Raw genomic sequence first — 12,561 nt, 5'->3', positions numbered from 1 at the left:
GCTGCATGGAGTAAAGGACCGCTCAGCTTTCCTCGATCGCCCCCGCGAACTGCGACTGGTAAAGGTCGTAGTAGGCGCCCTTGGCGGCCATCAGGTCGTCGTGGTTTCCTTGCTCGATGATCGAGCCGTGCTCCATCACCAGGATCACGTCGGCGTCACGAATCGTCGACAATCGGTGCGCGATGATGAAGGAGGTGCGTCCGGCACGCAGATTGTTCATCGCCTGTTGCACCAGCAACTCGGTGCGGGTATCCACCGACGAGGTCGCCTCGTCGAGGATCAACACATCGGGTGCCGAGATGAACGCCCGGGCGATGGTGATGAGCTGCTTCTCGCCGGCGGACACATTCGTGCCCTCTTCGTTGATCACCGTGTCGTAGCCGTCGGGCAGTTGGTGCACGAAACGGTCCACCAGGGCCGCTTTTGCGGCCTCGATGACCTGCTCGTCGGTAGCATCCGCCAAACCGTAGGCGATGTTGTCGCGGATCGTGCCGTTGAACAGCCAGGTGTCTTGCAACACCATGCCCAGTGCACCACGCAGATCCTGCCGTGGCACGTCGGTGATGTCCACGCCGTCGAGCAGGATTGATCCCGAGTTCACCTCGTAGAAGCGCTCCAGCAGGTTCACCAAGGTCGTCTTACCAGCCCCCGTCGGCCCGACGATCGCCACTGTTTGTCCGGGGAAGACCTCCAGATTCATGTGCTGGATCAGTGGTTTGTCTGGTGAATAGGAGAAATCGACATCGCGGAATTCCACATGCCCCGAGGTCACCTCGGGCAGCGTGGAGTCGGCATCCGGGATCATCTCCACGGCATCCAGCACCTCGAAGACCCGTTCCGCCGAAGCCACCCCCGACTGCAGCAGGTTTGCCATTGAGGCGATCTGGGTCATCGGCTGGGTGAACATCCGCGAGTACTGGATGAATGCCTGCACGTCGCCTAGCTGCATCTGCCCACTGGCCACCCGGAGCCCGCCGAGCACCGCGATGAGAACGTAGTTCAGGTTCCCGATGAGGAAATTGACCGGCATGATGATACCCGAGATGAACTGGGCCCGGAATGCCGAGGCGAACAACTGTTCGTTCGCCTTCTCGAAAGAGGCCTGCACCTCGCGCTGACGACCGAACACCTTGACCAGGGAGTGCCCGGTGAAGGCCTCTTCCACCTCGGCGTTCACCGCCCCGGTGGCATCCCACATGGCGACGAATTGTCTCTGGGCGCGCTTGCCGATCAGTGCCGAGCACACCGCGGCCAGCGGGACGATGCACAAGGTCACCAGTGCCAGCACCCAGGAGACGGTGAACATCATGATGCCCACCCCCAGCAGCGTCAGGATTGCGCTGAGCATCTGCCCGAGGGTCTGCTGCAGGGTCTGGGCGATGTTGTCGATGTCATTGGTCATCCGCGACAGCAGTTCGCCGCGCGGCTGGGCATCGAAATAAGACAACGGAAGTCGGTCAATTTTGGCGCGCAGATCGTCGCGAATCCGGTAGATAGCCTTCTGCACTGCCCGGTTGAGCAAGTAGTTCGACAAGAAGGACAGCCCCGCAGCCACCAGGTATAGGCCCAGTGCCAGCATGATCCAATGCCCGACCGCGGTGAAATCGATGCCTTGGCCTGGTATGACATCCATGCTTGAGAGCATGTCGGCCAGCTTGTCTTGGCCGGCAGCACGCATCGCATCAATCGCTTGCTGTTTGGTCATCCCGGCAGGCAGCTGCTTGCCGATGATCCCAGCGAAGATCCTGTTCGTCGCCTCGCCGAGGATTTTCGGGCCGATCACTGCCCCGGCGACGGAGACGACGCCCATGGCGATGACGATGATGAACATGCCCCGTTCCGGGCGCATCGTGCCCAGCAAACGCTTCAGCGAGGGCATGAAGGCGACGGCTTTCTGGGCCACGTTGGCTGCCCCGGGGCCTTGCTGGATGGTGCGGGGTTGGTGACCCCGGTGGGCATTGGCCTTCTTGGGCTGGACCTGTGTGGCAGTGGTGTTGTCGCTCATGCCGCCTCCTCCAGGCTCATCTGGGATTCCACAATTTCCCGGTAGGTTGGGCAGGAATCCATTAATTCGTGATGGTTACCCACGCCGACGATGTGTCCGGCGTCGAGCACGATGATCTGGTCGGCGGCCTTGATCGTCGAGATGCGCTGGGCGACGATCAACACGGCCGCCCCGGCCGTCTGCGGGGCCAGTGCGGCGCGCAGCCGGGCATCTGTGGCAACGTCGAGGGCCGAGAATGCGTCGTCGAAGATGTGGATCTCCGGGGACTTCACTAGTGCCCTGGCAATCGACAACCGCTGCCGCTGCCCACCCGAGACATTCGTGCCACCTTGGGTGATCGCGGCGTCGAGTTGGCCGTCCATCGCGGAGACGAAATCAGCCGCTTGGGCGACGCGAAGCGCCTCCCAGATCTGCTCGTCGGTGGCGCTCGGATTGCCGTACTGCATATTGGAACGCACGGTTCCCGAGAATAGGTAAGGTTTCTGCGGCACCAGCCCAACCTTGGACCACAAAGTGTCCTCGTCGATCTCACGAACATCGACACCGTCGACCTTCACCACCCCCTGCGTCGCGTCGAACAGACGTGGAATGAGATTGACCAGCGTTGATTTGCCGGCGCCGGTGGACCCCACGACGGCGGTGGTGGTGCCCGCACGAAGGGTGAAATTCATGTTCGAGAGCACCGGCTCCTCGGCCCCCGGATAGGCAAAGGACACATTCTCGAAGACGACGGTGGCCCGTTCGGGGAGATCGGTGCGCCCCTTGGTGGGCGCAATCACCGAGGAATCGGTCTCCAGCACCTCCATGATGCGGGTGGCGCAGACCGCGGCGCGCGGGGCCAGCATCACCATCATTGTGGCCATCATGACGCTCATCAGGATCTGCATGAGGTAGGTCAGATAGGCGGTCAGCTGACCCACCTGCATGTCACCAGAATCCACGCGCAACCCGCCGAACCAGATGACCCCCACCTGGGACAGATTCATCACCATCATGACAACTGGAAACAATGCTGAGAACAGGGTTCCGAGGGCGATGCCCAGCTTCATCAGGTCGCCGTTCACCTCGTCGAACCGTTGTCGTTCCAGTTTCTCGCGGATGAAGGCACGGATGACGCGGATGCCGGTTATCTGCTCGCGGGTGACCCGGTTCATCGCATCGACCTTGGCCTGGTTGCGCTGGAACAGCGGGATCATCTGGGATGCGATGATGCCAATGGCCACCGCCAGCACAGTCACCGCGACGACGATCAGCCATGACAATCCGATGTCCTCGCGCAGGGCCATGATCACTCCGCCGGTCATGGTGATCGGGGCTGCGACGATGATGATGCAGGTCATCAAGATCAGCTGTTGCACTTGCTGGACGTCATTGGTGGAACGCGTGATCAGCGACGGGGCGCCGAATTCGTTCATTTCCTTGGTGGAGAACTCCAGGGTCTGGTGGAACACCGCGGAGCGCACGTCCCGCCCGAAACCCATGGCGGCACGGGCGCCGAGGAAGGCAGCGGTGATCTGCCCCAGCATCTGCGCCGTGGCGACTGCGAGCATGACGGCCCCGTGCCGCCAGATGTAGCCAGTGTCGCCTTTGGCTACGCCTTGGTCGATGATTTCGGCGTTGAGGCTCGGCAACCACAGGGAAGCGATGGCCGCCACCAATTGGGCGACGACGACCCCTGCGATCAGGCCCAGATATGGCTTGGTGTAGGTGCCGATCAATTTGAGCAGCATGTCAGTTGTTGTCCTTGGTCTTGCGGCCGATTCCATGCACGAGTACGTCGGCCAAGTCTTCGGGGCGGGTGATGGGTGATGCTGGTGTGTGCGGCAGTGCGATTGCTAGCAGGGCCGTCTCCACGAGCCAAGCGGCTTGCCTGGGGGCTACCGTCAGTTCGTCGGCGAAAGGTTCCAGAACCTCTTCGACGGCCGTGAGGAATTGCTGGTGGTCGGGTTTGGGATGGTGGAAGGGGTCCTTGCTGGCCGCCATACGCCGACGGTGGATGAACGGGCCCAATTCGGTGAAAGCCGCGACCTGCGCGCTCATCACTGTCAGTACCGCCCGGATCTGGGCGATGAGGTTTGGCTCACCGGCGGTGGCGGTGACCAGTCGGCAAATTCGGGGCAGATCAGTGAGGTCGTCGATGACGGCCTCAATCACCTCGTCCTTGTTGGCGAAAACCCGGAAGATGGTTCCCTCGGCGATCCCAGCCGCTTCGGCGATCTGGCGAGTGGTGATCTTCTCACCGTGGGCAGCCAGCAGAGGCTTGGTGGCTTCGATGATGGCCCGGCGGCGCTCGCTGGGAGGAAGTGGTGTTGCTCGCACAGCACTCAACTGTATGTGAGTGAGCGCTCACTCACAAAATTGCCGGAAACGGTCCCCCAAACGATCTTGTGATGGTGGGTGGTGCTGTGTGCCGGATGAGCGTGCCAGACTTGAGATGTGCCGCCGATGATGAGCGGGACTGCTTGAACAGGAGTCGGGAATGAGGCTGTATGCGTTGGCTTACTGCATCTGGCCTTCTGGGCCGGTGCAATGTGAGTTCAATGCCAGACTCCCCGCAGTTGGCTTGGTGGATGGCGTCGAGCTCGGCTGTGGTGACTTCGTAAACTGGTCTGCCAGGGTGCCCGATGACGCCGTCACCTTGGTCACCGATTTCCCTGGAACCGCTGTTCACAACGTCACCGATCCTGATTCCGGGCTAAGGCTCCCGGGTGAGGAGACCCGGGCATCGTACCTGGCGAATACGCACGGATGATCATCAATTGGGAGGACTGAGGAATTATGGCTCTGCTCATGAATTTGTTTTTCGTCGGAATGATCATCTTGTTTGTGATGGTTACTTTCCTGGTGGTCCGTGCCATCGTGAAGAATCCGGGTTCCGGGGGAGTGCAGGCAATCGAGGGTCGTGTGATGGAATTGGACATCGACGAGAACGGCACCAATCGGGCGAGACTGGCGCTAGGCGATGGTACACAACAGGTGTTTACTGTCACCGATTCGCAGGCCAAGGTCATGACGGTGGGTGCCATTGGCACGGTCCACCACACCGGTGATCGGTTGACCGGGTGGGTGCCCCAAGGGGCCCCGATCGATCAGCATCGCAGCGAGTGAACTGAGGCCAGTTTGCCGAAGAACCTGAGGGTAATCCGAGCAGGTGGATGATCCACTCGACCTCCACCTGCAGGCGCGCTCGGTTTGGGTGGCCTCGGACAGGGTTGATCAGGGGCGACGATGGCGCGGGCTGGTCACGGCGTCTGACCTCGACGGAGCCGTTTCCACCGATTCGGCTGGAGGTGCTCGCGGGGCTCGGGGCATGTGAGGTCAGTCGTCGTCCTTGCTGGGGCCGATCAGGCCGACCACGACCGCCGAGATCAGCGAGACCAGAAGCGATCCGGCGACCGCCGTCCCGAAGGTTGCCACATGCAGCCCGAGCGTCAGCCCCAGCTCCTCGCCGATGCCGGTGAGGGCGTCAGTCACGGCGCTGGTCAGCAGCAGCATCGCCCCGTTGACCACGAGCGAGAACAGACCGAAGGTGATGAGATATAGGGGAAATGCGATGATGCGCGCTACCGGCTTGATGATCGAGTTGACCAGCGCCAGGATGAGCCCGACGACGAGCAGGTTGGCGATCATCGCGAGGGTTGTCGACGCGCCCGGCACACTCATCCCAGACAGCAGCCTCACGGCCAGCCACAACCCGGCCGCGTTCCCGATCGTGCGTGCGAAGAGGTCCATAGCGCCATCATGGCAGGCACAGCTGTGCAAGAGCCGTGAGGAAACGTCTCCATATGCGTACAAGGTTCTCGCACACGGTGTCGCACGTCCCGGACCCCATTGGCATGAGCGCTTTTGACGATGCCGAACCGCTCGCCCTATTCCGCCTTCAGACCTGTCAGGTGGGCTGCCAGGTAGCGGCCAGTCATCGATGACTTTGCCGTCGCGATCTGCGGGGGCGTGCCCGTGGCGACCACGCGCCCGCCATCGGCCCCTCCACCGGGCCCCATATCGATGATCCAGTCGGCGTTGGCGATCATGTCGAGATCGTGTTCGATGACGAGCACTGTAGCCCCGGCTTCCACGAGCCGGTCCAGGATCCCGAGCAGGACGCGCACATCTAGCGGGTGCAATCCAATGCTGGGCTCGTCCAATACGAAGATGGTCCCGTGCTGGTCGCGTCCCAGGTCCGTAGAGAGCTTGAGGCGCTGCGCCTCACCGCCCGACAGGGCCGTCGTCGTCTCCCCGAGGGTGAGGTACCCGAGCCCCAGATCGACCAGCAGCCGCAGCTTGCGCCGCACCTTGGGAAGGTCTGCACAAAACCGCTCGGCCTGCTCCACTGTCAGTGCGAGCACCTCGGGCAGAGACAAGGCCTTGACGGCGTCGTCTCGTGGGGCCCGGCGAATGCCGTGTGCCTGCTCGCCGTAGCGGGAGCCTGCACATTGAGGACAGACGATATCGACGTCGGGCAGGAACTGGACATCGAGGACGATCTGACCGGTGCCGTCGCAGTGTCCGCAGCGTAGCGAACCGGTGTTGTAGGAAAAATCGCCGACCTTGAGACGAACCTCCTGGGCATCCGGGATCCGCGCGTACACGCGGCGTAGCTCGTCCATGACCCCGGAATAGGTGGCCACCGTCGAGCGCACGTTCGCGCCGATGGGGGTGGCATCCACGACGACGACCCGGCGGGCGTGGCTGGCGGTGATCTCTGTAACCGGGGCGGGTGGGGACGCGTCGTCGGCCAGGGACCGCAGCGCGGGGACGAGAGCCTCCAAGACGAGGGTGGTCTTGCCGGAGCCAGACACGCCGGTGACGGCGGTCAGGCGCTGCTCGGGGATAGCGACGTCGAGGGCACGAACGGTGTGGATTGGGGCGGTTTCCAGGCGGATGGTGCCGTGGGCGAAGACCTTCCCGGTCGGTGTCTGCTCGCGGCAGAGGATGCTGGTGGCACCAGTGATGAATGACGCGATGCGGCTGGCCGGGTTGGTGATCGCGTCCGCCATGGGGGCGTTCACGACGATCTCGCCGCCCTCGTGCCCCGAGCCTGGACCGATCTCGAGCAGCCAGTCGGTCTCGCGCAGCAGCGCCACGTCGTGGTCGACGACCAGCACCGAGTTGCCGTCGGCCAACAGGTCCCGCATGACGCCTAGAAGCCCGTCGACATTGGCCGGGTGAAGACCGATGCTGGGCTCGTCGAGGACGTAGAGCACTCCGGTGGTGCGGTTGCGCACGGCGCGGGCGAGCTGGACGCGCTGGCGCTCCCCGGTGGACAGGGTCGACGATGCACGATCCAGCGACAGGTACCCCAGGCCGAGGTCGAGCAGGCGGCGGGCGGTGACGGTCAGTTCGTCGATGATCTGATGAGCCATGGCGACGAGTGCGTCAGGCATGGTGGCTGCGATGCCAGAAGTCCATTCGACGAGGTCGTTCAGCGCCATGGTGCAGGCCTCGTCCAGGCCGAGACCACACACCGTGGTGGAGCGCGCCAGTTCTGACAGGCGGCTGCCGTGGCAGGCCGGGCATCTTGCCTCGTGAAGGAATTTCCCCACGCGCTTCATGCCCCGCTCGTCCTTCACCTTGGACAGTGCATTCTCCACAGTGTGCACCGCGCTGTAATAGGTGAAATCTATCTCGGTAGCCACATTTGTTTTCTCATTGGCATAGAAGATGCGCTTTTTCTCGGCTGGGCCGCGGAATACGATCTCCCGCTCCCGCGCCGTGAGCTCCCGGAACGGGACATCTGTACGCACGCCCATCTCCCGGGCGATGTCTTTCATGAGTGACCACATCAGGGTCTGCCAGGGCGCGACCGCGCCCTCGTCGATGGAGAGTGACTCGTCGGGCACCAGGGTCGATTCGTCCACCGTTCGCACCACACCCGTACCCTCACAGCGGAGGCAGGCACCGTCGGAGTTGAAGGCGAAGGATTCGGCACTCGGCGGGGTGAACTCAACCCTGCAGGTGGTGCAGTGCAGGGGCAGGTCGAGGGCGACGTCGATGGTGGGCTCATTGAGGTGTCCGTTCGGACACATGTGGTGGCCCAAGCGGGAGTATGCCAGGCGCAGGGAGTTGAGCACCTCGGTGGATGTGCCGAAGGTGGAGCGCACCCCAGGCACAGGCGGGCGCTGGTGCAGGGCCAGGGCTGCGGGCACGTGCAGGATCTCGTCGACGTCGGGGCGGGCCGCCTGGGTGAGGCGCCGACGCGTGTAGGTGGACAGTGACTCCAGGTAGCGGCGGGTGCCCTCAGCGTAAAGTACCCCGAGAGCCAGGGAGGACTTGCCCGAGCCGGACACACCGGCGACCGCCACCAGCCTCCCCAGCGGCACCTCGACATTGATGTTCTTGAGATTGTGCACGCGCGCGCCGCGCACACTGATCGTGGTGGGAGCGGAGTCCAGCACGGGGTCTCTCTTTCGTGCGGCGGCCGGATGGATGTGTGGTTGACCGATGCTGCGGTCGTCGGCCCGAGAATGGAGCGGGCGATTTCCACGATACCGAAGCTCTCAGCAAAGTCGGTTCAGTGGGGTGGATGGGTGAGTAGGTTGATGGCTCGTTGGGGGCGTCTGACCATGGCGCTGGTGGTGGCTATGGGCGCGCTCGCTCCGTACTTTCGTCAATACGCCGAAACCTCCGAAGATCAGACCACGCCCACTGACTCTGCTGAGATCCTGGAAGCCTTCTGATCTACTGCTTGACCACGCGGCTGAGACCGGGGATGCGTCCGCCTGACTACCGGGGATGATCGCTTGTTTCGTCAACGAGGAATAGTTTTGAGCCTGTTCGTGGGCGGCATGGAATGGGTTGACGACTTTTATGTGATCCTGTAAACTTAGGGCAGTTTGAGCCTATTCGGGGGAGGCGGCATGAAATGGATTGACGACTTCGATCCAGATGAGTTTATGCCTGCACCTGATTATGGTCCATCTACTGGCGAATCTCGGGATGAAGAAGAAAACGACGAATTCTTGGCTGCACCCGATTACGCTGATCACAGCGAGGATGAACCTTTCGTGGGATATTCGGAGCCCGAGGAATTAGATGAGGGATGGAGGCCGGAACAGGGTTTCCCTGACGAATTCCGCGCCGTACGGCTGTGGGCTGATGGAGAAGGGCATCTCTCCAGGGTGAGAGTGTCGCTCAACTGGCGCGAGAAAACCGCGAAGACCGGGCTCGACAGAGCTTTTCTCTTCGCCTTGGCGGAAATGAACGCCTACTTCCATCCCGGAGGATTCCCGGTGCCATATCCCGAGCCGGAACCGGCGGTGCCTCACGAGGGCCGGTTCGGGTGGCACAGTCTGGAGCGAGTGAACCGCGAACTGGCCGAGATTGATGCTCAGATCGCTGCTTTGGGGCCGGATGAACCCAGAACCCGATGGGTCGGAGTCGCTGCGCAGGGTGATGAGCATAAAGGTGCGGTGAAGGTCACCCTGAATGTCCACGGATTCGCGGTGGCTGTGAATTTCGATCCGCAGTGGGTGGAGCTTCCTGTCACGTCCAGAGACATCGCCAGGGCAGTGACAGCGGCGCATCGTAGGGCTAGGAGCAAATTTTCCCCACCCAAGGTCGAGTTCGGGCGTCGCGAGTTGCTGCTGGCCCGCAAACGTCATGTGGTGGCATCGATGATGGCCACTTTGTCTCACGGGATCGAATTGTGAGTGACCACAGGTTTGAGGAATGATGCGAGGAGGAATGATGAGTGACTGGGCTGACGAATCAGAGGTCTTGCGTGCGGCTGAGGCAGGCGTCAGCGGCTACTGGGCGGTGACCGATGATGCGGTGGAGGACTTGGAGATCGCCGAGGCAAAGATCAACCCGTCGAATCCGCCGAAGAAATCGGACTCGGGCCAGCCTTCGGGCGCGCTGCCACCAATGATGGGTGGCGCAGGACAAGGCGCAGGGTCAACGATGGGTGCTGCTGGTGCGACCAGCGGTGGCCTGGGATCGCTCAACGGTGTGGCAGGTACCTCCGGTGGTGCGTTGGGTTCTTTTAGGACCGGAGGTGTTCTGGGGACTGGTGCGAGCGGAGGCTCATTGGGTGGATTGACTGGCACTGTCGCTGCTGGTTCCGAGGGCAATGACTACGGCTTCGGCATCAACCCTGCGACCGGTAGGCCTTGGTCGCCCTCTGATCCGGGATTCACCGAACGTTTCGGCACTTATGATCCAAAGACCGGATTGTGGGTGAATCCCCTTACTGGCCAGAGTTACGACCCCACCACCGGTAACTGGCATACCTCAGTGACAGCTGGAGATACCTCCGCAACGGGTATCACTGGTGTGTCTCAAGGTGCTGTCGGCACAGGTGATGGCTCTGGGGCAGGTGGCATTTCCGGGGTAACCGGTGGAGTCGTGGGAACCAGTCCCGGCCATCAAGGTAACCATATTCCTCCTACCTCCACTCCCTGGGATGGTGGCGGAGTGACCGTGGACCCTGGTCGACTGATCACGGTCTCACGCCATTGGGATGATCTCAGCGCACGCCTCCATGCACTGAGTCAGCAGGTGGATGCGATGACTGAAGAAACAGTGATTTTTGGTGAAATAAGACAGCCCAGACCGGCATATGCCGAGGCTCAAACCTTGACGGCTAAGAATTCACTCCAGTCGGCGGCTGCTTTTGATAATTCAGCAGTCAACCTCCATCGATCGGCCACGGGCTATCAAGAGACAGAGCAGGTTAATGCCAATGTAGCAGGGAGTGTGAAATGACCGACCCAGTCATCATCTCAACATCGTCCGGTGATCAGAAGGTCTATACTGATGCGTGCTTGAAAAAAGATCTTCAACACATAAAGGATCAGCTGAAAGAAGCGATATTCAAGGACGATGCGGAAGTTGCCAGTGCGCTGAAATCATTGGGCAATTGCCCCCTCCCTTGGAAGGCATACGACAAAGAAAAAACGCTGGCTAATTTTGAGAATATCAAAACCAAAGCGCGCAACGCTGTGAACGTGTTGGGTTATTCGTTGGCGCCGTGGATTTCCACTGCGTCTGGCATTGTGCCGAATATGAGGAATGTTCGTGCAGGATGGGAAAAAGCGATTGAAGGGTTCAAAGAAGTTGTTGAAGATGCTGAAAACTTGACGATCCCGGATTGGCAAGGTTACGCGGCTGAGTCGTATCGCAAGAAAGTTCGGGAACGGGTTGCTGCTGTGGAAAGGGCCGCGGCTCTTTCGAAGCAGGCCAAGGATGCTGTCGAATCATTGTCGCTAATTCAGTCTGCGATTACAAGGTCTATTCATGAGACGTTTCAAAGTTTTTTTCACGAGATAGATAGTGCTACCAAAACGCCCATCAAAGATTTTTCTAAAGCCTCCGAGGGGGAAATATGGGGAAAATATTTCTATATTCGAACCCTCACTGTGTATGATGCTGCTACGCCAATTAATAAGCATCTGTTGAACTTAAAAAATGGAATGGATTGGAGGGAAGCTGCGAAGCAGCTCAGCGAAGAGTTGACGAAAGCAACTCAAAAGACTCAAGCAGGAGTGACTATCACTCCTACTCAACTTGGATCGACTGGTTACAAAGTCACTGTAACACAAGATTCTGTGTGCGAGCTTCACCAAGGTGACAATCAGAAAATCCAGCGATGATGTCCGATGTGGTAGTCTTGTTTTCTGGAGAATTGACATGCTTAAAAGCTGTTCTTTTGTCTTCTTGCTGGCAGTGATCATGTCAGTGGTTGGCTGCGGCGCTTCGACAAGCAGTGCAGTGGATGATCTGAAAATAATTCAGAAACAAACCGGTATTGATTCGATCACAGGACTCTTGATCGAGTACTACGATGGAGGAAATACCGGTCTCAGATTGACCACTGTTGTCGATGGTAAGCAGCTGACGTATTCTGTCGATCAGGATCATAATGCAACTGAATCATCTGGATATGATGCGTATGGTCCACAGATCCAGTTGTCGGCTATCGATGTGTCGGCTTTGACTGAGCGGGTTGTGTCGGCCGCATCAGCGGATTGCGAACTGCCGCGATTAATTCTCAATACAACACCTGGTGGTGAACAGATGATTGCCATGGACTGTTATACCGCCGAAAGGAGCCAACCGATCTATCGAAAAGGTTCGGCAACATTGGGTGGTGTGTCGGTCCCAGATTCTTTTGACGTCTCTGATCCTGCACAGCTGAGCGAAGCTCGGCAGTACTACGAGAAATTCTTTGGAACAGATCGGATCTCACGACTTGAAGTGGGTATTGAAACCACCGATATCAAGATTGCAGGTGTGCAGGCAACTGATTTTTCGGGTGCCCCTTGCGAGCTTCATGCTGAGGAAACTGTAAGATCTGGGCCTCCATATTTTGCTGAATGCTTGGTCGCCGAAGAAGTTTCTCCAAGTTTCTCTTTGGCTGATTATTCACCTGACGAAATTGCTGGTGTCTGGCAAACTTTGGTGAATCGTGGTGCGCAAAGAGAAGAGATTCTTGGTGTTGATTTCTATCTTGGAAGTGATGGCCACTTGAGTTGGTCGGCTGGATTGAGTAATCCATTTGCGATGGAGCAAAGTCTCACGCAAGGCGATATTCAGCCGTTGTGAATGTGTCAGAATTC

At 59.7% G+C, this 12,561-nt stretch carries 13 protein-coding genes; 8 read left to right on the top strand and 5 right to left on the bottom strand.

Features of this window, described 5'->3' with window-relative positions; genetic code table 11:
* Nucleotides 1-22: 22 nt before the first annotated feature.
* The 3 genes from HMPREF1531_RS02745 to HMPREF1531_RS12730 all read right to left on the bottom strand — a co-directional run bounded on the left by HMPREF1531_RS02745 (nt 23) and on the right by HMPREF1531_RS12730 (nt 4,324).
* The gene (locus tag HMPREF1531_RS02745; protein WP_232210258.1) at nt 23-1,879 is read right to left on the bottom strand and encodes an ABC transporter ATP-binding protein; all 1,857 of its coding nucleotides are present in this window, start codon (nt 1,877-1,879) and stop codon (nt 23-25) included.
* A gap of 122 nt (nt 1,880-2,001) precedes the next feature.
* Nucleotides 2,002-3,735, bottom strand: coding sequence for an ABC transporter ATP-binding protein (locus tag HMPREF1531_RS02740; protein ID WP_016668368.1), 1,734 nt, complete (start codon nt 3,733-3,735; stop codon nt 2,002-2,004).
* 1 nt (nt 3,736) lies between these two features.
* Nucleotides 3,737-4,324, bottom strand: coding sequence for a TetR/AcrR family transcriptional regulator (locus HMPREF1531_RS12730; protein WP_016668367.1), 588 nt, complete (start codon nt 4,322-4,324; stop codon nt 3,737-3,739).
* Between the two features lie 160 nt (nt 4,325-4,484).
* Here HMPREF1531_RS12730 and HMPREF1531_RS02730 point away from each other — a divergent pair, with 160 nt between their 5' ends.
* Genes HMPREF1531_RS02730 through HMPREF1531_RS13820 form a run of 3 tightly spaced genes read left to right on the top strand, consistent with a single transcriptional unit; the run spans nt 4,485 to nt 5,321 of the window.
* On the top strand, nt 4,485-4,757 hold the full coding sequence (locus HMPREF1531_RS02730) for a hypothetical protein (protein ID WP_016668366.1): 273 nt from the start codon (nt 4,485-4,487) through the stop codon (nt 4,755-4,757).
* A gap of 26 nt (nt 4,758-4,783) precedes the next feature.
* A complete protein-coding gene (locus tag HMPREF1531_RS02725; protein WP_016668365.1) occupies nt 4,784-5,113 on the top strand; it encodes a hypothetical protein in 330 nt (109 codons plus the stop codon).
* A 43-nt stretch (nt 5,114-5,156) separates the two neighbouring features.
* The gene (locus HMPREF1531_RS13820; RefSeq protein WP_198010971.1) at nt 5,157-5,321 is read left to right on the top strand and encodes a hypothetical protein; all 165 of its coding nucleotides are present in this window, start codon (nt 5,157-5,159) and stop codon (nt 5,319-5,321) included.
* Nucleotides 5,322-5,323: 2 nt separating this feature from the next.
* Here HMPREF1531_RS13820 and HMPREF1531_RS02720 read toward each other — a convergent pair whose 3' ends face one another.
* On the bottom strand, nt 5,324-5,737 hold the full coding sequence (locus HMPREF1531_RS02720) for a phage holin family protein (RefSeq protein WP_016668364.1): 414 nt from the start codon (nt 5,735-5,737) through the stop codon (nt 5,324-5,326).
* 137 nt (nt 5,738-5,874) lie between these two features.
* Nucleotides 5,875-8,400 (bottom strand): excinuclease ABC subunit UvrA, encoded by a 2,526-nt coding sequence (locus HMPREF1531_RS02715; RefSeq protein ID WP_016668363.1) that lies wholly within the window; start codon nt 8,398-8,400, stop codon nt 5,875-5,877.
* Nucleotides 8,401-8,427: 27 nt separating this feature from the next.
* Between HMPREF1531_RS02715 and HMPREF1531_RS02710 the strand changes: the two genes are divergently transcribed.
* The 5 genes from HMPREF1531_RS02710 to HMPREF1531_RS02690 all read left to right on the top strand — a co-directional run bounded on the left by HMPREF1531_RS02710 (nt 8,428) and on the right by HMPREF1531_RS02690 (nt 12,547).
* The gene (locus tag HMPREF1531_RS02710; RefSeq protein ID WP_016668362.1) at nt 8,428-8,682 is read left to right on the top strand and encodes a hypothetical protein; all 255 of its coding nucleotides are present in this window, start codon (nt 8,428-8,430) and stop codon (nt 8,680-8,682) included.
* A 180-nt stretch (nt 8,683-8,862) separates the two neighbouring features.
* Nucleotides 8,863-9,654 (top strand): hypothetical protein, encoded by a 792-nt coding sequence (locus HMPREF1531_RS02705; protein WP_016668361.1) that lies wholly within the window; start codon nt 8,863-8,865, stop codon nt 9,652-9,654.
* A 37-nt stretch (nt 9,655-9,691) separates the two neighbouring features.
* Nucleotides 9,692-10,708, top strand: coding sequence for a hypothetical protein (locus HMPREF1531_RS02700; RefSeq protein WP_016668360.1), 1,017 nt, complete (start codon nt 9,692-9,694; stop codon nt 10,706-10,708).
* On the top strand, nt 10,705-11,595 hold the full coding sequence (locus HMPREF1531_RS02695; RefSeq protein WP_016668359.1) for a hypothetical protein: 891 nt from the start codon (nt 10,705-10,707) through the stop codon (nt 11,593-11,595). Before HMPREF1531_RS02700 ends, HMPREF1531_RS02695 begins: the two co-directional genes overlap by 4 nt.
* A gap of 37 nt (nt 11,596-11,632) precedes the next feature.
* A complete protein-coding gene (locus HMPREF1531_RS02690) occupies nt 11,633-12,547 on the top strand; it encodes a hypothetical protein (protein ID WP_016668358.1) in 915 nt (304 codons plus the stop codon).
* The last annotated feature ends 14 nt before the right edge of the window (nt 12,548-12,561 follow it).

The organism is Propionibacterium sp. oral taxon 192 str. F0372, from assembly GCF_000413315.1.
In the GTDB taxonomy this organism is placed as follows: domain Bacteria; phylum Actinomycetota; class Actinomycetes; order Propionibacteriales; family Propionibacteriaceae; genus Brooklawnia.
The sequence above is the reverse complement of the archived record's forward strand: the minus strand, read 5'-3'. Positions and strand labels throughout refer to the sequence as shown.